Source organism: Actinomyces denticolens, from assembly GCF_002072185.1.
GTDB classification, from domain to species: Bacteria; Actinomycetota; Actinomycetes; order Actinomycetales; family Actinomycetaceae; genus Actinomyces; species Actinomyces denticolens.
In genome coordinates this window covers 51,811-78,128 of sequence record NZ_MVIW01000009.1, presented here as the reverse complement: position 1 = coordinate 78,128, position 26,318 = coordinate 51,811, and the positions used below count along the sequence as shown (strand labels likewise).

At 70.0% G+C, this 26,318-nt stretch carries 20 protein-coding genes; 12 read left to right on the top strand and 8 right to left on the bottom strand.

Features of this window, described 5'->3' with window-relative positions; all coding sequences use genetic code 11:
- The first annotated feature begins 644 nt into the window (after window positions 1–644).
- The gene (locus B1H55_RS12485) at window positions 645–1,250 is read left to right on the top strand and encodes an endonuclease domain-containing protein (RefSeq protein ID WP_080461595.1); all 606 of its coding nucleotides are present in this window, start codon (window positions 645–647) and stop codon (window positions 1,248–1,250) included.
- 188 nt (window positions 1,251–1,438) lie between these two features.
- Complete coding sequence (locus tag B1H55_RS04065; protein WP_080461594.1) at window positions 1,439–3,328, top strand: glycoside hydrolase family 13 protein; 1,890 nt, start codon at window positions 1,439–1,441, stop codon at window positions 3,326–3,328.
- 27 nt (window positions 3,329–3,355) lie between these two features.
- On the opposite strand, the gene B1H55_RS04060 is transcribed toward B1H55_RS04065, so the two are convergent.
- The 3 genes from B1H55_RS04060 to B1H55_RS04050 all read right to left on the bottom strand — a co-directional run bounded on the left by B1H55_RS04060 (window position 3,356) and on the right by B1H55_RS04050 (window position 7,201).
- The gene (locus tag B1H55_RS04060; protein WP_420866433.1) at window positions 3,356–5,095 is read right to left on the bottom strand and encodes a carbohydrate-binding domain-containing protein; all 1,740 of its coding nucleotides are present in this window, start codon (window positions 5,093–5,095) and stop codon (window positions 3,356–3,358) included.
- Between the two features lie 287 nt (window positions 5,096–5,382).
- Complete coding sequence (locus B1H55_RS04055) at window positions 5,383–6,345, bottom strand: polyphosphate polymerase domain-containing protein (RefSeq protein ID WP_080461593.1); 963 nt, start codon at window positions 6,343–6,345, stop codon at window positions 5,383–5,385.
- Window positions 6,346–6,391: 46 nt separating this feature from the next.
- Window positions 6,392–7,201 (bottom strand): DUF4956 domain-containing protein, encoded by an 810-nt coding sequence (locus B1H55_RS04050; RefSeq protein ID WP_073452461.1) that lies wholly within the window; start codon window positions 7,199–7,201, stop codon window positions 6,392–6,394.
- Window positions 7,202–7,798: 597 nt separating this feature from the next.
- On the opposite strand from B1H55_RS04050, the gene nrdH reads away from it, so the two are divergent.
- From nrdH to B1H55_RS12195, 4 genes are all read left to right on the top strand, one after another.
- Window positions 7,799–8,044, top strand: a complete 246-nt coding sequence (nrdH, locus tag B1H55_RS04045) for a glutaredoxin-like protein NrdH (RefSeq protein WP_073452463.1) — start codon at window positions 7,799–7,801, stop codon at window positions 8,042–8,044.
- Window positions 8,045–8,058: 14 nt separating this feature from the next.
- Window positions 8,059–8,469: a class Ib ribonucleoside-diphosphate reductase assembly flavoprotein NrdI gene (nrdI, locus tag B1H55_RS04040; RefSeq protein ID WP_073452465.1), complete on the top strand. Its 411-nt coding sequence runs from the start codon at window positions 8,059–8,061 to the stop codon at window positions 8,467–8,469.
- Entirely contained in the window at window positions 8,454–10,610 is a 2,157-nt protein-coding gene (gene nrdE, locus B1H55_RS04035) for a class 1b ribonucleoside-diphosphate reductase subunit alpha (protein WP_077240834.1), read from the top strand. The genes nrdI and nrdE overlap by 16 nt, the downstream gene beginning before the upstream one ends.
- 80 nt (window positions 10,611–10,690) lie before the next feature.
- A complete protein-coding gene (locus B1H55_RS12195; RefSeq protein WP_143163846.1) occupies window positions 10,691–11,263 on the top strand; it encodes a hypothetical protein in 573 nt (190 codons plus the stop codon).
- A 334-nt stretch (window positions 11,264–11,597) separates the two neighbouring features.
- Here the strand turns inward: B1H55_RS12195 and B1H55_RS04025 are convergent, their stop codons facing one another.
- Window positions 11,598–12,668 (bottom strand): bile acid:sodium symporter family protein, encoded by a 1,071-nt coding sequence (locus tag B1H55_RS04025; RefSeq protein WP_077240835.1) that lies wholly within the window; start codon window positions 12,666–12,668, stop codon window positions 11,598–11,600.
- A 353-nt stretch (window positions 12,669–13,021) separates the two neighbouring features.
- Window positions 13,022–14,512, bottom strand: a complete 1,491-nt coding sequence (locus B1H55_RS04020; protein ID WP_077240836.1) for an RNA-binding domain-containing protein — start codon at window positions 14,510–14,512, stop codon at window positions 13,022–13,024.
- A 185-nt stretch (window positions 14,513–14,697) separates the two neighbouring features.
- Between B1H55_RS04020 and B1H55_RS04015 the strand changes: the two genes are divergently transcribed.
- Together B1H55_RS04015 and B1H55_RS04010 are read left to right on the top strand one after the other, a co-directional pair.
- A complete protein-coding gene (locus B1H55_RS04015; RefSeq protein WP_080461592.1) occupies window positions 14,698–15,288 on the top strand; it encodes a DUF1349 domain-containing protein in 591 nt (196 codons plus the stop codon).
- Window positions 15,289–15,407: 119 nt separating this feature from the next.
- Complete coding sequence (locus B1H55_RS04010) at window positions 15,408–16,523, top strand: hypothetical protein (RefSeq protein WP_077240837.1); 1,116 nt, start codon at window positions 15,408–15,410, stop codon at window positions 16,521–16,523.
- A gap of 7 nt (window positions 16,524–16,530) precedes the next feature.
- Here B1H55_RS04010 and B1H55_RS04005 read toward each other — a convergent pair whose 3' ends face one another.
- From B1H55_RS04005 to B1H55_RS03995, 3 genes are all read right to left on the bottom strand, one after another.
- Window positions 16,531–16,851 (bottom strand): thiamine-binding protein, encoded by a 321-nt coding sequence (locus B1H55_RS04005; protein WP_077240838.1) that lies wholly within the window; start codon window positions 16,849–16,851, stop codon window positions 16,531–16,533.
- 75 nt (window positions 16,852–16,926) lie between these two features.
- The gene (locus B1H55_RS04000; protein WP_077240839.1) at window positions 16,927–17,628 is read right to left on the bottom strand and encodes a nucleoside/nucleotide kinase family protein; all 702 of its coding nucleotides are present in this window, start codon (window positions 17,626–17,628) and stop codon (window positions 16,927–16,929) included.
- A 13-nt stretch (window positions 17,629–17,641) separates the two neighbouring features.
- On the bottom strand, window positions 17,642–18,703 hold the full coding sequence (locus B1H55_RS03995) for a LacI family DNA-binding transcriptional regulator (protein WP_080461590.1): 1,062 nt from the start codon (window positions 18,701–18,703) through the stop codon (window positions 17,642–17,644).
- Between the two features lie 221 nt (window positions 18,704–18,924).
- On the opposite strand from B1H55_RS03995, the gene B1H55_RS03990 reads away from it, so the two are divergent.
- The 4 genes from B1H55_RS03990 to B1H55_RS03975 all read left to right on the top strand — a co-directional run bounded on the left by B1H55_RS03990 (window position 18,925) and on the right by B1H55_RS03975 (window position 26,067).
- Window positions 18,925–22,131, top strand: coding sequence for a glycoside hydrolase family 2 TIM barrel-domain containing protein (locus tag B1H55_RS03990; protein WP_077240840.1), 3,207 nt, complete (start codon window positions 18,925–18,927; stop codon window positions 22,129–22,131).
- Complete coding sequence (locus B1H55_RS03985) at window positions 22,128–23,570, top strand: MFS transporter (protein WP_073452480.1); 1,443 nt, start codon at window positions 22,128–22,130, stop codon at window positions 23,568–23,570. Before B1H55_RS03990 ends, B1H55_RS03985 begins: the two co-directional genes overlap by 4 nt.
- Before the next feature lie 126 nt (window positions 23,571–23,696).
- Window positions 23,697–24,671, top strand: a complete 975-nt coding sequence (gene nrdF, locus B1H55_RS03980) for a class 1b ribonucleoside-diphosphate reductase subunit beta (RefSeq protein ID WP_073452482.1) — start codon at window positions 23,697–23,699, stop codon at window positions 24,669–24,671.
- A complete protein-coding gene (locus tag B1H55_RS03975) occupies window positions 24,652–26,067 on the top strand; it encodes an LssY C-terminal domain-containing protein (RefSeq protein WP_077240841.1) in 1,416 nt (471 codons plus the stop codon). The genes nrdF and B1H55_RS03975 overlap by 20 nt, the downstream gene beginning before the upstream one ends.
- The last annotated feature ends 251 nt before the right edge of the window (window positions 26,068–26,318 follow it).

Here is a 26,318-nt window from a genome sequence, read left to right as displayed (position 1 = left end):
CAGAGCACCAACACCCGACGGCGGCGGTGCATATCGCCACCAAGCGCGACTTCGTACTTTCGGTGACGAGTACGTCCCCCCGCCCACCGAACTCGTCACCAAAAGTACGAACTCGACGCCCCAAGTTCCGGGAACCACAGAATCGCTCATGCGCACCCAAGACTCCTGCCTGGGGAGGGGCGAGCCCGCACGCACCCGCGCACGACGATCCTGGCGGCATGCGCGAACTCCTCCCGAGCCTCGTCCCACCGGCTCTGCTCATCCACGACCCCGGTGCCCGGCATGATGAGTGTGGTGAGACCTCGAGTCCCTCCGCTTCAGTCATTCGGGGCACGCGCTTCGTCCCGAGCACAGGGCTCGAGCCGTGGGAGCAGCGCCGGGAGGTGGAGCTGGCGCGATGCGCCGCAGCGCTCCACACGGTCCGCTCAGCAACTGCTCTCGTGAGGGAGTCCGCCGCGCTCCTGCACGGCCTATGGGTTCCCATGGAGCCAGATGTCCACCTCGCCGTGCCTTTCGCGCCGAGGCGGGCGACGTCCCGCCTCCCGTCATTCGTTTACGATTCGACCGGCACGGCGCGTCATGGGCGGGGCAAACCCGTTCATCTGCGTCGCCACGCTCAGAGCATTCCGCCTGAGAGGATCGTCGTGGCCGGAGGCCTGCCAGTGACGGACCTCGTGCGCACAGCGGTGGATTGCGCCAGGTACATGCCCGCGCGGACCGCAGTGCCCGTCGTCGACTCCGCTCTGCGCAAGATCGCGCAGCCCGATCGCTTCCATCCGACCATGGCGCTGGATGCGTGGCGCAGCGCGCGCGCTGAGATGCTGGGCGATCTGATCGCGGCGGGCCGTGGGCGTGGGGTGCGGCGCGCCCGCTGGGTGCTGGAGATGACGACGCTGTGGTCGGAGTCGCCCGGTGAGTCCCAGGTCCGCTGGCTGACCCGCGCGCTCGGTCTGCCTCCAGGATCTCCGCAGGTCCAGATCACCGTTGACGGTTATCGCTACTTCGTGGACCTGTGCTGGCCCGACCTGCGGATCATCATCGAGTTCGACGGTCGCCTTAAATACGAGCGCATGGACGTGATCTGGGAGGAGAAGCGCCGCCAGGACCGCATCGAGTCCGCCGGATGGCGCTTCCTGCGAGTGACATGGGAGGACCTGGCGGATCTGGAGGCTCTCGCCGCGAGGATCCTTGCGCTGTTCCCCGCTGAGGTCGTGCGCGCGGCCCGGCGCGTCCCAATCGCATGGTCCTGAGGGCCCTCCCCGACGACTTCGTACTTTTGGTGACGAGTTCGTCCTCCCGCCCACCGAACTCGTCACCGAAAGTACGAACTCGACGTGCTCGACGTCGTCACCGCCTGGATCGCCGAGCACCTGGACCCCACCTCGCGGCGGCTCTCAGCGTGAGATCGGCGGCGCCGGGCTCGTGACATCATCGCCACGTGAACACCCCGGTCCCCGCCGCCCCCGCCGACGCCTCAACCGCATCGGCCCCTGACCCCGACTGGTGGCGCGACGCCGTCGTCTACCAGATCTACCCCCGCTCCTTCGCCGACGCCGACGGCAACGGCATCGGGGACCTCGCTGGTATCACCGACCGCGCCCCCTACCTCGCCTCCCTCGGCATCGACGCCGTCTGGCTGTCCCCCTTCTACCCCTCCGCCCTGGCCGACGGCGGCTACGACGTCGACGATTACCGCGACGTCGCCCCCGAGATCGGCACCCTGGAGGACTTCGACCGCATGGTCGCCGCCCTCGCCGCCCACGGCATCCGCGTCATCGTCGACATCGTCCCCAACCACACCTCCAACCGCCACGCCTGGTTCCGCGCCGCCCTCGCCGGAGGCCCCGACGCCCCCGAACGCGCCCTCTACCACGTGCGCCCCGGCACCGGGGAGGGCGGCGCCCAACCCCCCAACGACTGGATGTCCATGTTCGGCGGCTCCGCGTGGGAGCGCATCGAGGACATCGGGCCGGACGGCCGTCCCCTCACCGGCCCCGCCGCTCCCCGCCCCTACCAGTGGTACCTCCACATGTTCGCCCCCGAGCAGCCCGACCTCAACTGGGACCAGCCCCAGGTGCGCGCAGACTTCCTGACCACCCTGCGCTTCTGGGCCGACCGCGGCGTCGCCGGCTTCCGCGTCGACGTCGCCCCCGGCCTGGCCAAGGACCTGACCGAGCCCTTCCGCGCCTTCGAGCACATCCCCTGGTGGCCCCTCCCGGCCGACGGCTCCCACCCCCTGTTCGACCGCGACGCCGTCCATGCCATCTACAGGGACTGGCGCGCCGTCCTCGACTCCTACGACCCGCCCCGCTTCGCCGTCGCCGAGGCAGGAGTCTGGCCCTCACGTCGCGCCGCCTACGCCGCCAGCCTCGGCCAGGCCTTCAACTTCCAGCTCCAGGACGCCGACTTGACCCCCGCCTCCTTCCGCTGGGCCATCGAGGCGGGCCTGGCGGACCTGGCCACCACCGGCTCCACCACCTGGGTGCTCGGCTGCCATGACACCCCGCGCGTCGCCACCCGCCTCGGCTTCGACCTCGCCGCCGACGACGCCCCCGAGGACTCCGACCCCGACTACCTCGGCGGGGTGAGCCAGCGCATCGCCCGCCGCTGGCTCATGAACGACGGCGCCGCCCCGGCCTGCGATGCCTCCCTCGGCCGGCGCCGCGCCCGAGCCGCCGCGATGGTCGAGATGGCCCTGCCCGGCTCCATGTACATCTACCAGGGCGACGAGCTCGGCCTGCCGGAGGTCCCCGACATCCCCGAGGACCGCCTTGCCGACCCCATCGCCCACCGCATGAGGGACAAGGAGAAGGGCCGTGACGGCTGCCGCGTCCCCCTGCCGTGGACCGCAGAGGGCAGCTCCCACGGCTTCGGGCCCGACGGCGCCGCCGCGCCCCACCTGCCCCAGCCCGCCGGATGGGGCGCCTTCGCCGTCGAGGCCCAGGAGGCCCGGGAGGCCGACGGCGAGAGGAACCCTGAGGCGGCACCGCCCGCCCCGCCCCCCGGGCGCGCGCCTGCGGCCGCGGCTGTCTCCATGCTCGCCCTCTACCGCGCCGGCCTCGCCCTGCGGCGCAGCGCCTGGGCGCGGGCGGACCGCGAGGTGCGCTGGCTGGAGACCGGTCCCGGCGCCCTCGCCTTCGCCCGGGGCGACCTCCAGTGCTGGGTCGCCTTCGAGGAGCCCGTCGCCCTGCCCGTCGGCGATGTCCTCCTCGCCTCCGCGCCCCTTGGGGCCCCCGTCGTCCCCGCGGCTCCTGATGCGCGCGACGGCGCCGACGAGCAGGTCGTCCTGCCCGCCGGCGCCGCCGCCTGGATCAGAGTTCCCTCCTGAGAGGGCTCGGCTCCCGCTGTCAGGCGCTTACCGGACCGCCCCCGGGGCCCGGCCACCACCGGGGCCGCCAGAGCCGCCAGGGCCACCACCGGTGGTCAGAGCGGCGGCGGTCACCGAGGACGAGCCCCCGGACGTGGTCGACACCGTGTAGGTGGTGCCCTCGGTCAGCCCGAGGACGGTGAAGCTCGAGGCGCTGAAGGCGGCGGTCGCCGTCGTCGCCGTCCCGGAGGAATCCGTGACCGTCACCGTGTCACCCGTGGTGATCGCCGTGGGCGCGCTCGCCCCGACGAGGGTGGTCTTCCCGTTGGCGTCCACCGCGCCATCCATCGAGCCGGTGGAGCCCGAGACCAGGACCGTCCCGCCTGTGACATGCGCTGAGCCGTTGGAGTCCAGGCCGTCGGAGCCCGCGTTGCCCACCTGCACCTCACCGCCGCTGATGGTCAGCACGGAGCCGTCGTCGGACTCCGAGTCCGCCTCCCCGTAGCCGCTGATCGTGTGATCGCCGCTCGAGGCATTGATGCCGTCGTCGCCCGAGGTGATGCGCAGGGCGCCGCCGCCGACATTCACGAAGGCCGCCTGCGCGCCCTCGTCCGCGGCGTCGATCGTCACCGTGCCGGAGTCCTGGGTGAAGGAGACCCCCGCGTTGATGCCCTTGGGACTCGGGGTCGTGGAGGTCGTGGAGTCAGTGCTGCCAGTGCTGCCAGTCCCGTCAGTGCCGCTCGACTGCTGCCGGCCCGGGCGCCCCTCCTCCTCGGGCACGGCATTGGCCTGTCCCCCGCCCGCAGTGACCTGCAGGGTCGTGCCCTCGACCGTGACATCGGTGGCCGCGGCCACGCCGTCGTCCGCGGAGGTCACGGTGATCGCGGCGGCGCCGAGCCTCACGAAGCCCTTGGTGACGTCGCTGTCCTCGTTGGACTTCAGGCCGTCGCCTCCGGCGCTGACCGTGATGGTCCCGGAGTTGATCGCCAGGTAGTCCTTGCCGCGGATGGCGTCGTCGGCGGCGGTGACGTTGATCGTGGGGGCGCCGGTGATGACCAGCCCGTTCTTCGAGGCGATGCCATCCTGGTAGGCGCCGTTGACCGTGAGGCCGCCGGTGCCGGTGATGGTCAGGGTGTCGGAGGCGAACAGGGCCGCGCTGGCGGCGCCGTCCGAGGTATCGGTGTAGGCAGCGCCGTCGGACAGGCTGTTCGTGGTGCCGGACGCCAGGGTGACGACGGCGGTCCCCGCGTCCTGGATATCGATGGCCGGCCCGTCTGCGTTGGTGATCGTGGCGCCGGACAGGATGAGGTGCACGTCCGCGTCCGGCGCGGCCACGATGATCTCACCGTCGGTGAGCTCGCCGGAGACCACGTAGGTGCCGGCCGCGCTGATCGTCACCGTGGAGCCGTCAACGCTCGCACCGGACGCCCCCGAGGAGCCGGAGCCGTCAACGCTCGCGCTCGCGCCGGACAGGGTGATCGTCGTGGCGCTCGAGGCGTCGTAGGTGCCGGCGTCCTCAGCGGCGGTGGAGTCTGCGGCCACCTCGGCATTGGCGCTGTTGATCGTCGCGGGAGAGGCGCCGGTGGAGGCCGACGCCGTCTCCGCCGAGATCTCGGTCCAGGCGCTGGTCGTCGAGTCCGCGCCCGAGGAGGACTGTGAGCCGGCCGCCCCGGGCGCGGAGGTGGCACCCGCCCCGCAGGCCGCGACGAGCGCCACGGAGGTCAAGGAGGCCAGGGCCGCGCCGGCTCGGCGGAGGGCGCGTCGGTTGATCGGGGGCGTGTTCATCATGAAGCTCCTCTGGGGACCCTTGGAACGGGTCCTGGTCGGTGACACCATCGATGCTTCCCAGGTGGTTTGTGAGGCCGCTGTGAATGGCGGATGACATGGCTACGAAGAATCGTGAAGAACGATGAGGAGCGCAGCAGCCGGCCGCGGACCGATCGCGGCGTCGGCGATGACGTGCGCGAGCATCGGGGAGGAGCGCGAGGCGCCCAGTTCCCGGAGCGATAAGGCTCTCGCTCCGGGAACTGGGCGCCTGGGTGTGGTGAGGTGCTGCCTGCCGAAGGGCCGCGGGCTCAGCCGCGCACTCGCGCCGCGCGAGGGGCGGCCGCCGCGCCCGCCAGGTCGCGCGTGATCACGCGGTGCCACTTATTGGCGGGCAGGTCGCGGTTGAGGAGGGCCAGGCCGGTGGCGTACTTCGAGATCTTGGTGGGCCGGTGGCCCAGGCCCCACAGGAAGCGGTCGGCGGGCGACGGCGTCCCGGGGCTCTTCGTCTCGATGATCGCCTGCGGTCCGGCGGGCCTGGCTGCGCCCCGGATCGCGCCTGTTGCCGAGTGACGGGAGGCCCGCATGGGCGTCCAGGCCAGTCGCGTGTCGATGGTGGAGCGCGCCTCCGCCTGCGGCAGGTGGAGGGTCGTGCGCTCGTAGGTGGTGCCCATGACCGGTGCGAGCGCGGAGGCGATCCGCTCGGCCTCGTCCCGCGCGCGGCACACGTCCGAGTCCAGCAGGAGACCGGCGATGAAGGTGCGCCCCTCCGGGGTGAGGCGGTCGGCGTCGTCGAGCGGGCAGGGGATGCGCTCCTTGACGGTGGCGCCGCGGGGACCCCGGGTCTTGACCTCGAGGAAGCACAGGTCGGAATCGATGTATGAGCGGGTGCGCACCTTGAAGCGTCGCCTGCGCTTGCGGGCCGTGAGGTGATATGCGGCGAGATCGGGGGTGTCGAAATAGGTCGAGGCGTAGGCGAAGGAGCGCTGCCCCTTGATCTCCAACGCCCGGGACCTGCCCGCGATCCCCGAGGCGAGCGCGTCCAGGAGGCTCTGCGCCGCCTCGATGGGCACGAGGTACTTGCGGTCCATGCGGGTCAGGAGGCCCGCAGTGGCGTTGAGCTCGTCGAGGCTGATCGCATCGAGGAACCGCGTGCTCAGAGCCGGATGCGTGGCCGCGGCGGTCGGGTGATCGGCGAGCGCGGGCGCCGCGGGGGTCAGGGGAGTGGAGGCGTTCAGGGAGAAGGTGGCGGCTGTTGCGGTCGCGGCGGTCATGATCCTCTCCTGTCAGGGACGTGGCGGCGGGGTGGGAGGGGCGCGCTCAGTGCAGGGCCGTGAGGGAGTCGTAGCGCGCGTGAGTGGATGGGGGAGCTGGAGGAGCGGGGGGTGCGGAATGGGCGCCCGGGCTGAAGCTCGGCCGCAGCGGGGCGGAGGGACTCCACTCCCCGATCTCGCCGGTCGCAGCGGTGAGACGGAATGGCGCGCCGACGGGCGCGCCCGTCGGGGCCTGCGGGCCGGTCATGGGGGTGGCGGTCCCCGCGGACCCGTTCGCGCCGCTCATGCGGGCAGGGGCCGCGCCGGAGCGGGGAAGGGTGTAGCGGACATCCACGAGCGTCGTGTCGTCGACGAGGTCGAGGCTCTGGACGGTGAGGCTGCGCACAGTGCCCCCGAGGAGCGATTCCAGGCGCGCCTTGAGCTCGGCCTCATTGGCGATGGCGCGGTCCACCGTGACGATCTGGTGGCGGTTGCGCCCCAGGAGCGAGGGGTGGTCGCCGATCCACAGGGAGACGACGACGAGCGCCATGAGCGCGGCGACCATGGCCAGTGGCGCGGTCTGGATCCCGCCGAGGAGGCCGAGCGCGAGAGCCGCGAAGAAGTAGGCGACCTCGTGCTGCTCCAGCTCGGTGGAGCGCAGACGGATGATGGAGAGAACACCGAAGAGGCCCAGGCCCAGGCCGGCGGCCACGGACGCAGTCGAGAGCAGGAGGGTGACCGCCAGGACGCCGATGTTGACGCCGATGTACGCGGCGACGAGGTCCTTGCGGTGGTGCCGGCGGGAGTAGAGGGCCCCCACGAGGATGCCGAGCGCGATGATGTCGGCAGCCATGTAGGCGAGGGATAGGGCGGTCATGGGGATCACTCCTGAGTGTCGTGACTGGCTGGTGATGACTAGTGAAATGCCTGATCCCATGGAGAACCTGTGAGAATGGTGAGAGCGGCGCATGGGCTTCGGCCCGCGGGTCGGCGCGGCCCGACCGGCATGAGCGGCATGCGGTGCGCGGGCGGGGCGACACGCCGACACCGCGCTGCGACTCGGATGACTTTTCGATCTCGATCCCCAGGCTGGGGAAGCGCTGGGTGCGCGGCGCCGCCCACGGCTGTGGTTAACGCCCCCGGATTCGTGTCGGAGCCTCGCGACAGCATGGTTGTGCGGGTTCGAAGGGGTCGGGTCCCCTCGGCGCCGAGGTCGTCGAGCAGGGCCCTCCACCGGCTGTCCACAGGCCGCGGCCCGCTGTCCACAGGGAGGAGGAGCACTATGCACAGCAGCGTGGTGGACACATCATCTTGGGGTAGTGGACCACCCCCACCCCCAGGGGTAGTGTTCAGAACTGCGAGGGACCCGTGCCCTCCCAAGAATGACAACCGTGTGGTTACGCCCGTGGAACCTCCTCGTCGCAGCGAGGCCGGGGCGGCCGCAGGGGGCTCCGATCAAGAGGAAGGCCCAGCCATGCCGATCACCGTCTACAGCAAGCCCAACTGCTTCCAGTGCACCGCGACCTACCGCGCCCTGGATAAGGCCGGTCTGTCCTACAGCACGGTGGACATCTCCGTCGACGCCGAGGCGCTCGAGCAGGTCAAGTCCCTCGGCTACGCCCAGGCCCCCGTCGTCATCGCCGGCGCGGATCACTGGTCCGGCTTCCGCCCGGACAAGATCAAGGGCCTCGCCGCGGCCGCTGAGGCCGTCGCCATCTGAGGCGGCGGCGAGTCGTGCCTGACGCGCCCCTCCTCGTCTACTTCTCCTCCGTCTCGGAGAACACGCATCGCTTCGTCGGGAGGCTCGGCTTCCCGACGAAGCGAATCCCCCTCCTCCCCAAGGAGTCTCCCCTGAAGGTGGACGACGAGTACATCCTCGTCGTGCCGACCTACGGTGGTGGCGCCGTGAAGGGGGCGGTGCCCAAGCAGGTCATCCGCTTCCTCAACGACGAGCACAACCGATCCCTGTGCCGCGGCGTCATCGCGTCCGGCAATACCAACTTCGGCGAGGCCTACGGCATCGCCGGGGACATCATCGCCGGCAAACTCGGGGTGCCCTACCTGTACCGATACGAGCTGCTCGGCACGCCCACCGACGTCGATCGCGTCGCACAAGGATTGGAACAGTTTTGGCAGACACGCTGACGGACACCGGCCTGGAGCCCACTGGAGCCCCCGAGCTCGATTACCACGCGCTCAACGCGAAGCTCAACCTCTACGACGCGAACGGCAAGATCCAATTCGACGCCGATCACGCCGCCGCGCGCCAGTACTTCCTCCAGCACGTCAACCAGAACACCGTGTTCTTCCACGACCTCGAGGAGAAGCTCGAGTACCTCACCGAGGAGGGCTACTACGAAAAGCACATCCTCGACAAGTACGCCCCGTCCTTCGTCAAGAGCGCCTTCAAGGCCGCCTACGCCCACAAGTTCCGCTTCGAGACCTTCCTGGGCGCTTTCAAGTACTACACCTCGTACACGCTCAAGACCTTCGACGGCAAGCGGTACCTGGAGCGCTTCGAGGACCGCGTCACCATGGTGGCTCTCGCCCTGGCCGACGGCGACGAGCAGCTCGCCCTCGACCTCGTCGACGAGATGATGACCGGCCGCTTCCAGCCGGCCACCCCCACCTTCCTCAATGAGGGCAAGGCCCAGCGCGGCGAGCCCGTGTCCTGCTTCCTCGTGCGCATCGAGGACAACATGGAGTCCATCGCCCGCGGCATCAACTCCGCCCTCCAACTGTCCAAGCGCGGTGGCGGCGTCGCCCTGCTGCTGACCAATCTGCGTGAGATGGGCGCCCCCATCAAGCGGATCGAGAACCAGTCCAGCGGCGTCATTCCCGTCATGAAGCTCTTGGAGGACTCCTTCTCCTACGCCAACCAGCTCGGTGCCCGCCAGGGCGCGGGCGCGGTCTACCTGCACGCGCACCACCCGGATATCATGCGGTTCCTGGACACCAAGCGCGAGAACGCCGATGAGAAGATCCGCATCAAGACCCTCTCGCTCGGCGTCGTCATCCCGGACATCACCTTCGAGCTCGCCAAGAACAACGAGGACATGTACCTGTTCTCCCCCTACGACGTCGAGCGCGTTTACGGGGTCCCCTTCTCGGATATCAACGTCACTGAGAAGTACCGCGAGATGGTGGATGACGGCCGTATCAAGAAGAAGAAGATCAACGCCCGCCTCTTCTTCCAGACGCTGGCCGAGATCCAATTCGAGTCCGGCTATCCCTATGTCATGTTCGAGGACACGGTCAACAGGGCCAACCCCATCAAGGGCAAGGTCGTCATGTCGAACCTGTGCTCCGAGATCCTGCAGGTCTCCGAGGCCAGTAGGCTCAACGAGGACCTGTCCTACGCCCATGTCGGCAAGGACATCTCCTGCAACCTCGGCTCCCTCAACATCGCCAAGACCATGGACTCCCCGGACTTCGCACGCACCATCCGCACGGCGGTGCGCGGGCTGACCGCCGTCTCGGACCAGACGCACCTGCCCAGCGTCCCCTCGATCGACCGCGGCAACCACGAATCCCACGCCATTGGCCTGGGCCAGATGAACCTGCACGGCTTCCTGGCGCGCGAGTCCATCTTCTACGGCAGCGAGGAGGGGCTGGACTTCACCAACGTCTACTTCGCCTCCGTCCTCTTCGCCGCCCTGGACGCCTCCTGCGACCTGGCGATCGAGCGGGGCCAGACCTTCGTGGGCTTCGAGGACTCCGCCTACGCCAGCGGCGAGTTCTTCACCAAGTACACCACCCAGGACTTCGTGCCCGTCACGGAGAAGGTCAAAGCCATCTTCGACGCCTCCAGCGTGCACGTGCCCACCCGCGAGGACTGGGCGCGCCTTGCCGCCAAGGTCAAGGAGCACGGCCTGTACAACCGCAACCTTCAGGCGGTGCCGCCCACCGGCTCGATCTCCTACATCAACGGCTCGACCTCCTCGATCCACCCGATCGTGGCCAAGATCGAGATCCGCAAGGAGGGCAAGATCGGGCGCGTCTACTACCCGGCGCCCTACATGACGAACGACAACCTGGAGTATTACCAGGACGCCTATGAGATCGGTCCGGAGAAGATCATCGACACCTACGCCGCGGCCACGCAGCACGTCGACCAGGGGCTGAGCCTCACGCTGTTCTTCCCGGACACTGCCACGACCCGCGACGTCAACCGCGCCCAGATCTACGCGTGGCGCAAGGGCATCAAGACGCTCTACTACATCCGCCTGCGCCAGGCCGCCCTCGAGGGCACCGAGGTCCAGGGCTGCGTCAGCTGCATGCTGTGAGTGGCGGTGGTGGTGCTGGTTGCGTTGAGGGCGATCGGCACCACCACATTGCCGATCACGACATGTCACCTGGGAGAATTATGGATCTCATCGCATACGGCGACGAGAGCGTGCGCCGGACGGAGCTTGCCGAGCCGGCTTACATCCTCGGAGCGTGGGTGCGTGATGAGGAAGGAGCCGACCTCGCTGATCAGCTCGCCGTCCACGCACCGGAAGGCGGCAAGCTCCACTGGAGGGACCATGTGCCTCGTATGAAACACGAGGTATGCCAGATGATCGCTGCTGCTGGTGCGCGGCATCTCGTGGTCGTGGCGAAGCCTCTTCCTGAGCGCGGTGGTGAGGAACGAGCGAGGCAGCGGGCGCTGTCGATGCTCTGTCATGTGCTTGAACAGGACTATGACGTACGGGCGCTGGTCCTCGAGCGCCGACAGCGCCAGCAGGATCAGAAGGACCAGCAGACAGTCAACGCAGCCCGGAAGGGGAGAGTCCTCTCGCAGGGATTTCGCCTGACTCATGAGTTCGGACGTTCCGAGCGACGATTGTGGGTGCCGGACCAGGTGGTCGGCGCGCTGGGTGACCACCTCGCTGGTCAGGACACTGGCTGGTTGATGATGAAGGACCTCGTACGGGTGGAGGAGGTCGTTGCCCAGTAGACAGCGCGAACGCCGGGCCCACATGACGACACGGGTGCCCGGCGCTTACTTCCACTCCGCAACGTATTACGGCGGCACCTAAAGGTTACGACCGTTCGCCCCGTGGAGCAACCCCCGGCGGTTTCCGTGGGCGGGCAGATCAACGGTGATGAGCTGGCCGCCGCGCGAGGCGACGACCTCGCCGCACCGCGCCAGGACGGGGTGCCCTTGCCCGAGGACCGGCCGTGCACGCCGACGACGGTCCGTCCGCCGGGCCGTCCCCACCGCAGGGCGGGAACGCCGTCGAGAACGAAGGCCTCCGGATGACTGCTCATGGATGAGCTCCTCCGCCGGCTCACATGATGCGACGCGCCGGCTTCGGGCGCCGGCTCAGGCCCGCCGGGCCGCCGTCGGATCGCCGCGCGCGCAGCTCGCTGATCGTGGCGCGCGGGTCCTCGCCGGTGGGGAAGCCGCGCAGACGCCAGTACATGGCCAGCACGGAGCCGGTGATCGTGTGCCAGAAGGTGGCCACGGCGCAGGGCGCGGCCACGGCCGCGGACAGGTAGGTGGCGGCCAGCGTCGAGCCCAGCCCGGCGTTCTGCAGGCCGACCTCGATCGCGATCGTGCGACGATCCGCGCGCGATACTCCGGATGCGCGCGCGATGGCATAGCCGAGCGCATAGCCGGTGGCGTTCTCCAGGGCGATGGCCAGGAGCATGAGCAGGCCGGCGGTGGCGATGAGCGCCTGAGAGCGGGCGACGACGGCGGCGACGACGCCGGCGATCGCGATGACGCTCACCCATGGCATGGCGGGCTGGATCTTGGCGACCTGCCGGTGGAGGAAGACATTGCAGGCCAGGCCGACACCAACGGGAAGCAGCACGATCTGCACGATCGACAGCGCCATTGAGGCGGCGGGCACCTCCATGTACGTCCCGGCCAGCCAGAGGGTGAGCATCGGCGTGACGAGCGGCGCGAGCATGGTGGAGAAGGCCGTCATCGATACGCTCAGCGCGGTGTTGCCCTTCGCCAGGAAGGCGCACACATTCGACGTCGTTCCCCCCGGCACGCAGCCGATGAGGATGATGCCCACCCTGAGCTCGGGCGGCAGCGGGAGCAGATGGGCGACGCCCCAGCCGACGAGCGGCATGACGCAGTACTGCGCGAGGACGCCGACGATGACGGGCCGCGGATGGCGGACGATCATGGTGAAGTCGGGGACCGAGAGGGTCATGCCCATCCCCAGCATCGTCACGGCCAGCAGCGGCGTCATGTACTCGGCGAGCGGCCGGAAGGTCGCGGGGGCTAGGAATGCGGCCAGGAAGGCCACGAGCATGATGAGGGGGAAGACCGTGACGGCGATGCGGGCGCTGCGCTCCCGAGTGCGATCGTCGATGCTCGGCGCGGCGGAGGGGGTGGAGCTCATGGGAACCTCATGGGCGGGGGACGGGACCGGGTGCGAGGCTAGGCCGTCCCGGGATCCAGCGCTGATCGGCTCAGCAGACGGACGGCGTGCTCAGCGCGAGCCCGTCGAGTGCCGGTCGGTTCCGCTTCGCGCCCCGGGTGAGCAGCGCATTGGCCATGATGTGGCCGTCGTGGCTCTCGGCTGGGCGGGTAGGGGAGGTCTGGGCGGACGATCCACCGCTGCCTGCCCGCCACGAGGAGGCCGATGCAGTGCCCGAGGCGCTGACGGAACCGACCGTTATCTCACGGACAAGCGAGTTATCTCATGAGGGAGGCCAGTTATCTCAAAAATCTGCCAGTTATCTCATATTGGGCTCACCCGCGCGATTGGCGTGCGATGGGTTCGAGCCTGGGGGCCAGACCGTAGCGGGCACCGCGCCGTTGGCCAGTCTGGACCGCTAGTCCGCGGGCGACGAGGTCCTTGAGATCGGCTCGGGCGGTTGTCGAGTCCACCCCGGCGAGTCGGCGGTAGTCGCCGTTGGTCAGTGGGCCGGTTGAGCGCATGCGCAGCAGGGCCTCCTTCTGAGTCCTGCTGAGTCCCGCCGTCTCGATGGTGCCCAACCACTGGAGGTCTCCGTGCGGGTACAAGGCGTGGTTGGGGAAGCGGACAGTGAATCGCAGGCCGTTGTCGATGAACTGCGGGGGCTCGAGGCCGGCCTCGGCGAGAGCCTCGCGCGTGGTCCGGATGCCGGTGCCCATCGCCTCGATGACGCGGTGGTCGCGTCCGCCAACATGTCGGCAGATGCCGTACAGGAACTCGTTGACGGCGCTCTTGCCGTCCGGTGTGCCGAGCTGGTCGACGCTCAGTCCCCACAGGCCCCCGGGGCTGGTGAGCACCATCCCTTTGCTTGTCAGTCGCAGTTCGACAGCGCGTCCTGAGGTCGCCTCCGACAGGTCACGGTGAACGAGGGCGTTGGCCACGACCTCCCGCACGGCGACGAGCGGGATGGAGAACTCGGTGCCGGAACGGCCGTCGGTGCTGACGACCAGGGTGCTGGAGACGTTCTGGGCCACCCACTCGATGGCACCGTCGAGGATCGCGGGGAGCGGACCGGTGAAGTCCTTGCGGTTCGTTGCGCGGCGGGTCGGGCCGGTCGCCCGGCCAAGGTCGACCGCCGTGGTGAGGCTGAGATGTGGAAGGTGCTGCTGCGGGTAGGTGCCCAGTGCGTAGAGCCCGGCGACCGTTGCCTCGCCGGAGTGTGCCAGGACGTTCATCCGCAGGAGGATCTCGGCGTCGTCAGCGTCCTGGAGGGCGGGGGTGGAGCGTCTGACGGAGGCGGCGAAGTCGCTGACGGCCGTGGGGCTCAGGTCGCCGATGTCCGTACCCGGCACGATGACCCTGTCGTCGCGGGGCCGCTCGTGGCGTCTGAGGAGCTGCTGCTGTTCCTGAAGGGACATCGTGTAGTCGCCGTCGTACTGACGCATGTAGGCCTTGCCGTGCCACGTCACCGGCTTCTGGTTGACGGCGGCCTCGTTGACGTTGACGGCCACGACGGCGGTGCCGCCCAGGTGGATGGTCTCGGTGCGGACTGTCAGGGACGGCGTGAACCCCTTGCGGGCGAGGCTCGTGACGCGCTGGGCGAGGTCGTGCGGGTCGTCGACGCCCACGAGGGGGTTGTCGTGCCGCTCATCCACCCCCAGCAGGATGACGCCTCCCCCGGGCAGGTTCGCCAGCGAGCACAGCGACGGACCAAGACTGTCCCGGGAGAACTCGGAGAAGGTCTTGGCCTCGATGCTGAGGGAGTCGCCCTGGTCCAGGGCCAGACGGGCCAGCGCTCCCTGAAGTTCTTCGGGTGTCGTGATCACGTCCCCATGTTATCTCACGGACAAGCGAGTTATCTCATGAGGGAGGTCAGTTATCTCAAAAATCTGCCAGTTATCTCATACTTGAGGGTGTTATCTCATACGCGGGCCCGGAGGCGCCCCGAGGTCGACGGCGTCGCTGTGACCGCAGCGGGCTCGCGCGCGGTAGGTGCGGTAGGTTTGGCGCCATGACTCGGATCGCTTGGGACCAGGGCAGATGGACGCACGAGCCGGCGAGTGCCGAGATGAGCGGTGACGACCTCCTGGTGACCGCCGTCGAGGGCTCGGACGCCTGGCGGATCACCTCCTACGGCTTCATCCACGACTCCGAGCACGCCCTGCTCGCCGCCTTCCCCGATGACTCCGCCGTCGAGGTCGAGTTCACCGCCGCCTTCCGCGAGCAGTTCGATCAGGCGGGCGTCTTCGTGCGCTTCGACGACGAGCACTGGGTCAAGGCCGGCGTCGAGTACGCCGATGGCGCGTGCCAGGTGGGCGCCGTCGTCACCAGCGGCACCTCGGACTGGTCCGTCGCCCCCGTGCCCCAGTGGCGTGATCGCAGGGTGCTCGTGCGGGTCTCCCGCAGCGGCGGCGCCATGACCGTGCGGGCGGGGCTCGTCGGCGCCGACGGCGCAGCCGACCTGCGGCTCGTGCGCGTCCTTCCGATTCCCGCGGGCGCTGCGGCCGAGGCGGGGCCCCTCGTGTGCTCGCCGACCCGTGCGGGCCTGACCGTGCCCGTCCACGCCTGGAGGCTCACCGAGCCCGACGCCTCCCTGCACTGAGCGCGAGCCGATTCCGTCGGCCTCGGTCGCGCCCAGCGCGGGCGCGACCCCCACCCCGGGGACGGCGGCGGGCATCGCACCCCATCGCTCCTGCCGAGTCCAGTGGCCACCATGGCGTCATGGACGCACCGCTTCGCCGACGCCCGTCCCCCCGGACCATCATCATCGCTGCGATCCTTGTGGCTGCGCTCGCGGCTCTCGCCCTCAGCACCTGTGGGTTCGGTGGGGCGCAGGACGACCCCTTCGAGGACCGCGAGATGCCCTTCGACTGTAGGTCCGCCCCGGCCTCCGCCGCCCCGACGCCGGGGCGGGTATCGGATCAGACGATGGGCCAGGCCCTGGAGGACGTCCTGGCCGAGCGCGCGGACGAGCTCACCTTTTCCCGCGTCCGCTGCGCCGGGGGCTCCTCCACCTCCTTCAGCGTGCGCCTGGCCCCGCGCGAGGACCTGAGCACCGACGATGTCCTCTCCCTCGTCGACGACGTCCAGACCGCCTTCTCCCAGAACCTTCCCCCTGAGGCGAGGGGCGAGGCCCCGAGCGTCAATGCGGTCCTCAAGGTCCTCGTCGAGATCACGGGCGCGATGGACGTGCCCACGGCCCTGGAGATCACCAGCTCCAGCCGGCCCAGTGACCACGACGCCGAGGCGCGGCTCGTCGCCGCCGCGCGGACCGTGAACACCCGTGGAGCCGGGAGCCTCCTCCTGAGCTCGGAGGGCGCCCTCGCCCTGACGTACCCGGACGAGGACGCCCTGCACGAGGGGATGGTCGCTGTCGCCGACGCTCCGCCCACCGACGTGAGCGCCGTCGTCTTCTACACCGAGACCCGGCGGTGGAAGGTTCACGTCGCCCTTGAGCCCGGCGACCCGGCGGCCGAGGCCCTGCCGGGCATGACGGGACGGATCCTGGAGGCCCACGACCCGTGGATCCCCCAGTTCGCCGACGAGCTCGACCTCCACACGAAGGGCCACGTCCTCACGGTGAGCGGTCTGCCCGGTGGTGAGGAGGGGCCGGACGCGGACACGGCCGTGGACATCCTGCGCGCCGCCGACAGCTGCGGCCGGACCCCCGTCGTCCTGCACGCGGGCGACGCCACCCACCCGACTGGGTACGTCGCCTACACCTGCGTGGGCGGGCACCTGGAGGTCGACGAGGATGCCTCGCTCAGCAGCGCCTTCACCGATCCCGTCCACAACACCCGGCTGGCGGCGGAGCTGCTGGAGGAGGCGCGCCGGTAGGACCGGCTCAGCCGACGTCGTCGAGCCCCGGGCGCAGGTGCTCCTCCACCCGCTCGACCTTCGCGGTCAACTGGCCGGTGAAACCCGGCCGGATGTCCGCCTTGAGGACGAGGCTGACGCGCGGGCTCACCTCGCCCACGGCCTCGCAGGCGCGCTTGACCACCGCCATGCACTCGTCCCATTCGCCCTCCAGAGTGGTGAACATCGACGTCGTCTCGCATGGCAGGCCCGAATCGCGGCACACGCGCACGGCGCGGGCGACAGCCGCGGACAGGGAGCCGTCGGGGTCGTCGGTGGTGGACGGGGACACGGAGAAAGCCACGAGCATGATGCCAGCGTAGGCCGTTGCTCAGCGGACGGGACCGGTTTCGATCGCGATATCGACCGGTTTCGATGTCGTTTTCTACCGGTCTCGGTGGGAGGACGGGGCGCAGGTCCAGAGCTCGTCGCACCGGGAGGCGCTGGCCTGCACCAGCGCGGCATTGGGGAGGTCGACGGCGCGCACCCAGTGCGCGGCGGCCGCGCGGTCCCGGCCGAAATGCATGTGTCGCGCCACGAGCCGGGCGGCCAGCTCCTCGGGCTCCACCACCAGCATGACGAGCAGATCCATGCGCTCGCGCGCCGCCTGCCAGCCGCCGTCCTCCAGCGCCAGGTAGTTCCCCTCCGTGACGACGACACCGCCCCCGGACACCCGCGTGCCCGCGGCCACCGGCTCATGCAGGTCGCGCCGGTAGACCGGCACCAGCACCTCCTCGCCGCGCCGCACGCGGTCCAGGGCCGCCAGGTAGCCGCCGACGTCGAAGGTGTCCGGAGCGCCCTTGCGCCCATGGCGCCCCAGTTCGTCGAGCACCGCGTTGGACATGTGGAAGCCATCCATCGGCACCTCGCCCGCCAGCGCCCCCGCCTCGGCCAGGAGCCCCGTCAGCTCGCGCGCCGCCGTCGACTTCCCCGATCCCGGCGCCCCCGCGATCCCGACGATCACGCGCCCACCCGGATCGCGCTCGACCTGCCGCGTCAGGCGCTCGGCGAGGTGGGCGACGAGCTCGGAGGCGGTGCCGCTGCGGGTGATCGGCGGGGTGCTGGACGCGTCGGTGCTGAGTGGCATGAATCGATTGCGCTCACACCGGTGGCGCGTCCGCACGCCCCTGCCGGGCCGACCCCTCGCCCCGGGGCGCCGTCGAGCCCCGCAGGACGAGCTCGGTGGGGATGATGATGCTCCGCGAGCCGTCCACCACCCCGGAGTCCACCTGCTCCAGGATGAGGCGCACCATCTCCCGCCCATGGCGCTTGAAGTCCTGGCGGACCGTCGTCAGCGGCGGGAAGCTGAACTCGCCCAGGTCCAGCCCGTCGAAGCCGACGACGGACACATCGGCCGGCACCGCGCGCCCCTGCTCGTGCATGGCGCGGATGAGGCCGAGGGCCATCTCGTCATTCGCGCACAGCACGGCCGTCACCCCGGGGTCGGCGGCCAGGCGCAGTCCCGCCCGGTACCCGGAGGCCGCGCTCCAGTCCCCGGGCGCCGGCTCGGGAACCGGCGCCCCCGCCTCCCGCAGGCCCGCCGCCCATGTGGCGCGGCGGATGAGCGCGGACTGCGAGCCCTCGGGGCCGGTCACGTGGTGGACGGTCCGGTGCCCCAGGGCGAGCAGGTGACTGACGGCCTCGCGCACCCCACCGGCCTGATCCGCGCTGGCCGAGGGGTAGTAGTCCACGAGCGCGGAGTCGGAGACGGCCACGGGCATGCTCGGCGGCAGGGCGAGATGCTCGCGACCCGCCCGGCCCGCCTGGACGACGACGAGCCCGTCGATGGCCTGATGGGCGAGCCGGACCGCCGCTGTGCGCATGTCATCGGACTCGGGCCGCTCCACCTGCACGAGGCTCACCGCGTAGCCCGCATCCGTCGCCTCCTCGAGGACGCCCGCCGTGGTCAGTGCCTCGCCGGTGCGCTGGATCTGCTGGGTGAGGACTCCGATCGCCTTGAAGGAGCCGCGGCGCAGCGCCTGAGCCGCGCGGTTGGGGGAGTAGCCGAGCTGGCTCATGGCCCGCAGCACGCGCTCGCGGGTGGACGGGCGGACATTGCCGGCGCCCATGGACACGCGTGAGGCCGTCTGCGTGGAGACGCCGGCCAGGCGAGCGACGTCGCCAAGCGACGGCGCCCCCGAACTCCTGCTCACACCGGCCATGGCGCGAGGCTATCAGGGGCGGATATCGGCATTCTGCCGCCATTTTGTGGTGACGTTCCCATGGGTGGGGCGAGGCGGTGTCCGTTGCATGGCCGTGGGCGAGTCATTCTCTTGTCTATGTTGCGGATCACCTTTATGATAACGTCAACATTGAGGAGCTCGAACGGGCCGCATCGAGGCGGTCCGGCCTCAACGCCGCCAGTCGCAGGAGACCGCAAGCGATGATCATCCCCCGACACTACGAGGACCTCGGCGTCCTCCATGAGAACACCCTCCCCGCCCGCGCCTACTACATCCCCGCCTCCACCCCGCCCGACCCCAGCCCCTGGAAGCGCCAGGACTCCGATCGCTTCCAGCTGCTGTCGGGAACCCGTTGGCGCTTCGCCTACCTGCCCAGCATCCACGATCTCGCCGTTCCCTTCTGGGAGGGCGAAACCGCCCTCGACGCCGCGCCCCCCGCCGCCCTCGACTTCGCCGAGGTGCCCGTGCCCAGCACCTGGCAGCACACCGGCTACGACCGCCACCAGTACACCAACGTCCGCTACCCCATCCCCTTCGATCCGCCCCGCGTCCCCCAGGACAACCCCTGCGGCGCCTACCTGCGCGACTTCGAGTACGCCCCCAGCCCCGAGGCCCCCTGCGCGCACCTCGTCCTCGAGGGCGTCGACTCCTGCTTCTACGTCTGGCTCAACGGCGCCTACATCGGTTACAGCCAGGTCTCCCACGCCACGAGCGAGTTCGACGTCACCGAGCACATCCGCCCCGGCGCCAACCGGCTCGCCGTCCTCGTCCTCAAGTGGTGCGACGGCACCTACATGGAGGATCAGGACAAGTTCCGCACCAGCGGCATCTTCCGCGACGTCTACCTGCTGACCCGCCCGCGCGCCTCCCTCCTCGACTACGCCGTCACCACCTCCCTCGGCGACGGGGCGGGCACCGCCAGTGCCGCCCCCGCCACCGTCGAGATCCGCGCCTCCTACCGGGGAGGGCCCGTCCCCACCCGGGCCGTGCTCACGGACCGCGACGGCGTCAAGGTGGCCTCGGGCGCCCTCGAGCCCGACGCGGCCGCCCCGCCGGCGGGCCCGGTCGGCGCCGAGGCGGCGGGCGGGCAGGTCGACGCCCCCTACACCCATCGGCTGCGCCTGGAGGTCCCCGCCCCCCATCCCTGGACCGCCGAGGACCCCTACCTCTACACCCTCACCCTCCTGACCCCCGGCGAGGCCATCACGGACCGAGTCGGCCTGCGCGAGGTCAGTGCGGACGGCGCCGTCGTGCGCCTCAACGGCCGGCCCATCACCCTGCGCGGCGTCAACCGCCACGACTCCGACCCCGTCACCGGCCCCGCCATCGACCTCCCCCATATGCAGCGCGACCTGCGACTCATGAAGGAGCACAACATCAACGCCGTGCGCTCCTCCCACTACCCCAACGACCCGCGCTTCTACCAGCTGTGCGACGAGTACGGCCTCTACGTCATGTCCGAGGCGGACAACGAGAGCCATGGCACCCAGACCCGCTTCCTCGCCGACCCGTCCTGGGACAACCAGGTCGAGCACTGGAACGAGCCCATCGCGGACAACCCCGAGTGGACCGGGGCCACCGTCGACCGCATGCGCCTGTGCGTCCACCGCGAGAAGAACCGTCCCAGCGTCATCGCCTGGTCCGCCGGCAACGAGTGCGCCTACGGATGCACCTTCGAAACGGCGCTGGCCTGGGTCAAGGGCTTCGATCCCACGCGCCTGACCCATTACGAGAGCGCCTTCTACCGCAGCTCCAGGCGCGCCTACGACTACTCCGACCTCGACCTCTACTCGCGGATGTACCCCGGCCTCGACGAGGTCCGCGCCTACCTCGACTCCGGCCCGGACAAGCCCTTCCTCCTCGTGGAGTACTGCCACGCCATGGGCAACGGCCCCGGCGACCTCGAGGACTACTGGGAGATCATCCGGGCCGATGAGCGCATGTGCGGCGGATTCGTCTGGGAGTGGTGCGACCACGCCGTCGCCGCCGGCACCGCCCCGGACGGGCGCCCCCTCTTCCTCTACGGCGGGGACAGCGGCGAGGAGGTCCACGACGGCAACTTCTGCGTCGACGGCCTCGTCTCCCCGGACCGCGTGCCCCACTCCGGGCTCGCCGAGCTCAAGAACGTCCAGCGCCCCGCCCGCGTGGTCTCCTACGACGCCGAGGCCGGCGTGCTGACCCTGCGCAACGAGCTCGACCACACCGACCTGGCCGCCTACGCCCGCGTGGCCTACGAGCTCACCCGCGACGGCGAGATCGTATCCAGCGGGGACATCCCCCTGACCACTCCTCTTCCGCCCCACGGCGAGGCCGCCCTCCCGCTGCCCCTGAGCATCCCGGATACCGGGCGCTGCCACCTGCTCGTCACCTACCGCCTGGCCCATGACGAGCCCCTTCTCGCCGCCGGCCACGAGCTCGGCTTCGACGAGGTCGCCCTGCCCGGCGCGGACCGCCGCCACCGGGCGGTGGCCGCCCTGGATGAGCGCCCCGCCCCCCGGGGCTCCGTGACCGCCACGCGGAGCGGGGCGCGGATCGACGTCGCCGCCCCCGGGCTCACCTGCTCCTTCGATACGCGCACCGCCCTGCCGACGAGCATCAGGGCCGGCTCCGCCGAGCTCCTCGACCGCCCCGCCGAACTCATCATCTGGCGCGCCCCCACGGACAATGACCGCCATATCCGCGCCGAATGGGAGCGGGCCGGCTACCACTGGGCGACGGCGCGCGCCGAGGGCCTGCGGGTCGTGGAGCCCTCCGAGGAGGGCCGCGTCGTCCTGAGCGGTGAGATCGCCATGGTGGCCCCCACCCTCCAGCCCGCCCTGCGCGGCACCATCACCTGGACCATCCGGGGCGACGGCGATATCGACCTCGACCTCGCCCTGCGGCGCACCGAGGGCTTCCCCTCCCTGCCGCGCCTGGGTCTGCGGCTCCTCCTCCCGGAGGCGATGGACCGGGTGTCCTACTACGGCCTGGGCCCCGGAGGGGCCTACGTCGACAAGTGCCGGGCCAGCCGCCACGGGGAGTTCACCGCCGCCCTGAGCGAGCTGCACGAGGATCACATCAAGCCCCAGGAGAACGGCAGCCACGCCGACTGCGACTACGTCGCCGTGGCCGGCGGGGGCGGCGGAGGCGGGGCGGTGCCCGGCGGGCGGTGCCCCGGCCTGACCGTCATCGGCCGCAGCCCCTTCTCCTTCAACGCCTCCCCCTACACCGCGGAGGAGCTGGCGGCCCGCCGCCACAACACCGAGCTCGTCGCGTGCGGATCCACGGTCCTCACCCTCGACGCCGCCATGGCGGGCATCGGGTCGAACAGCTGCGGGCCCGTCCTCGCCGAGCGCTACCAGGTTGCCGAGCGCGACCTCGCCCTGACCCTCACCCTTCGTCCGAACTGCAAGGAGAACCAGCGATGAGCGCGCAGAGCCCCCAGGCCTCGCAGGCCGCCTCGAGTGCCGAAGAGCGCAGATACCTCAAGTGGTACAACAAGGTGGGCTACGGCTCCGGGGACGTGGCGGGCAACGTCGTCTACGTCCTACTGTCCGCCTTCGTCATGATCTACCTGACGGACACCGCAGGACTCAACCCCGGCATCATCGGGACCCTCATGATGCTCTCCCGTCTCTTCGACGGCTTCTCCGACATCGTCTTCGGCACCCTCATGGACCGCACGCGCACGCGCATGGGCAAGGCCCGGCCCTGGATGTTCTGGGGATTCTTCGGCTGCGCCGCCATGATCATCGCGGTGTTCGCCATCCCCTCCTCACTGGGGGACACGGCGAAGTACGCCTGGTTCTTCATCGCCTACAGCCTGCTCAACGCCGTGTTCTACACGGCCAACAACATCGCCTATTCGGCGCTGACCGCGCTGGTGACCCGCAACAGCGCCGAGCGGGTGCAGATGGGCTCGATCCGCTTCATCTTCGCCTTCTCCACCAGCCTGCTCATCCAGAGCGTCACCGTCGAGGCCGTGGACGCCCTCGGCGGCGGCGCCCAGGGATGGCGGGCCGTGGCGATCATCTACGCGCTCCTCGGCCTGGCTGTCAACACCCTGTCGGTCATGTCCGTCAAGGAGCTTCCCCCCGAGGAGCTCGAGGGGGCGGAGGCGGGCCCCGATGACGCCGGGCGGGGCGAGGGAACCGCGCCTGCCGCCGAGGATGAGGAGAAGCTGAGCCTGCGGGAGTCCCTGCGCCTCCTGGGCGGGAACAAGTACTACCTCATCATCCTGGCCGTCTTCCTCCTCGCCCAGGTCTTCACCGCCATGCTCAACATGGGCATCTACTTCATGACCTACGTGCTCAAGGACAAGACGCTGCTCGGCGACTTCGCCTGGGCGATCAACATCCCGCTCATCGCCGGACTCGTCCTCACCCCCATGATCGTCAGCCGGATCGGCCAGATGTACCGCGTCAACGTCGTGGGCTACGTCATCGCCGTCGTCGGCCGCCTGGGCGTGGTCGTGGCCGCCTACATGGGCAGCGTGCCGCTCATGCTCATCCTGTCCGGCGTCGCCTCGCTGGGCATGAGCCCCCTGCAGGGGACTCTCAACGCCCTCATCGCCGAGGCCTCGGAGAACACCTGGCTGCGCACCGGCAAGCGCATCGACGGCCTCATGTTCTCCTGCACCTCCCTGGGGGTGAAGGTCGGGGGCGGGCTGGGCACCGCCGTCGCCGGATGGCTCCTGGCCTTCAGCGGCTACGACGGCAACGCCTCCGTCCAGGCCGACTCCGTCATCCAGATGCTCTTCTTCATGTACGCCTGGCTGCCGCTGGCCGCCAACGGGCTCATCCTCTTCCTTCTGACGCGCCTCGACGTCGAGAGGGTCAACGCCCGGCTCAAGGCCGACGCGCAGTAGCGCGACCGCGGGAGTAGTGATCACCACGGCGGCGGGCCTGCGCAGCAGGCTCGCCGCCGCCGGACGTCGTCGTTAGCATGGGGCCCATCGCGGCAGCCCGCAGGCATCCACTCCCGGAGGAAGAACATGCACGAGCCCATCAAGCTCATCGATCGCGTCCAGGCGATCAACTGGAACCGCCTCGTCGACGACAAGGACCTCGAGGTCTGGGACCGCCTCACCGGGAACTTCTGGCTGCCCGAGAAGGTGCCGCTGTCCAACGACATCCAGTCCTGGGCCACCCTGACCGAGGCCGAGAAGAACATGACCACCCGCGTGTTCACCGGCCTGACCCTCCTGGACACGATCCAGGGCACCGTCGGCGCCGTCTCCCTCATCCCGGACGCCCGCACCCCCCACGAGGAGGCGGTCTACACGAACATCGCCTTCATGGAGTCCGTGCACGCCCGGTCCTACTCCTCGATCTTCTCCACCCTCATTTCGACGGCGGAGATCGATGAGGCCTTCCGCTGGAGCGAGGAGAACGCGAACCTCCAGCGCAAGGCCCAGATCATCCTCAACTACTACCGGGGCGACGACCCGGAGAAGCGCAAGGTCGCCTCCACCATGCTGGAGTCCTTCCTCTTCTACTCCGGCTTCTACGCCCCCATGTACTGGTCCAGTCACGCCAAGCTCACCAACACCGCGGACCTCATCCGCCTCATCATCCGGGACGAGGCCGTCCACGGCTACTACATCGGCTACAAGTACCAGCTGGCCGTGCGCGAGTCCTCCCCGGAGCGCCAGGCGGAACTGCGCGAGTACACCCTCGACCTGCTCATGGAGCTCTACGAGAACGAGGAGCAGTACACCGAGGACCTCTACGACGAGCTGGGCCTGACCGAGGACGTCAAGAAGTTCCTGCGCTACAACGCCAACAAGGCCCTTATGAACCTGGGCTACGAGGCCCTCTTCCCCGCCGACGCCGTCGACGTCAACCCCGCGATCATCGCCTCCCTGTCCCCCAATGCGGATGAGAACCACGACTTCTTCTCCGGCTCCGGCTCCTCCTACGTCATGGGAACCGCCGAGGCCACCGAGGATGACGACTGGGACTTCTGAGCCCGTGGGAGCGGGCGCGCCCGTGAGGCTCCGGCCGACGGCCCCGCCCGTCTACCGGGGATCGAGCAAGGTGGCGCAGGCCCGCGCCCGCGGCTGGGGATTCGATGACGTCATCGACGCCGCCTTCTTCGCCTTCGCCGCGGGCGCCGCCCTCTGGCTGGCCTGGCTCGTCATCGGCGCCGGATGGCACCCGACCCCCTGGGCCCTCCTCGCGGGAATCGCCTTCTGGGGCCTGCTCGCCTACCTCGCGATCCCCCGCGTCCACCAGGTCCTCACCTGGCTCTACGTCCCCGACTACTTCATCGGGCGCACCCGCACGCCCGACGGCCTCCTCGGCGACCCCGTCAACCTCGCCCTCTTGGGCGATGAGGAGGACCTCCACGAGGCCATGCGCAGCGCCGGCTGGGTTCGGGCCGACCCGATCACCCCCTACTCCTCGTGGAGGATCGTCGTGGACTCCCTCCTGCGCCGCTCCTACCCCTGCGCGCCGGTGTCGACCCTCCAGCTCTTCGGCCGCCCCCAGGACGTCGCCTACCAGAAGGAGGTCGAGGGCAACCCCTCCCAGCGCCATCATGTGCGCCTGTGGCACACCCCCGCGAACTGGGTGCTTCCCGGCGGGCGCGCCGTCGACTGGCTGGCCGCCGCCACTTACGACCGCGCCGTCGGCCTATCCACCCTCACCCTTCAGGTGACCCACAAGATCGACGCGGATATCGATGTCGAGCGCGACTACGTCGTCGACGACATCCGATGGGCCTCCCCGGCCGCCACCCTCCAGATCTGGCCCGACTTCTTCACCGCCTACCACGACAAGAACGGCGGGGGAGACCAGGTCATCACCGACGGCGACCTCTACGTCCTCAACCTCCACGGCGTCGTGCCCGACTCCCGGCACTCCGTGGAGCTGGCCCGCGCCAGGGCGGCCGATGAGCGCGCCTCGCGGCGCAGGCCCGGGCAACTCGTCATCGCGCTCGGCCTCATCGCGCTGCTCTGCGCTGCCAGGATCGGGTCGGCGATCGACTCGGCGGCCCTGTCCACCACGATGGACTTCCTCCGGTCCAGCGGGGTCGCCGACGCGAGGACCGTCGCCTACGCGGCGGTGGGCACCATCTCGGTCATCCTCACGCTCATCGTCCTCGCCCTTGGATGGGCCGCCTGGAACGGCCACCCGCGCAGCCGGATCGCCCTGCTCATCGTCCTCGCCCTGAGCGTGAGCATCGACATGTCCCAGGTGGCGGCCCTGGGCGTGCGCCACGCGACCGCCTGGATCCTCATCACCTCCGCGCTCGCCGTCCTCGCCCTCCTGGCGCTCACCGCGCGCCCCGTCCACCGTTGGGAGCGGGCGCGCAAGGCCGAGCGGCGCGCCGCCCGACCCGAGCGCGTCCAGCGGCACTAGGCGTGCTGGAAGCGCCGGGAGCCCGCCGACCCGGCCCCGGGTGGGGAGTGCGATCCATGGCGCGACCAGGTGCGGCGCAGCATGCTGAAGCCATGAGATCGATCGCCGAGCGGACGCGATCGCTCCTGATCGATCTCCATGCGGCATCCGGCCACACGCCCCTGAGCGGGCCGGGCGAAGGGCAGATCGCGCCGCATGGCACGGACTGGGTGGGCCCGGGCGCTGAAGGGAGACGGCGCCCGGGCCGCCCT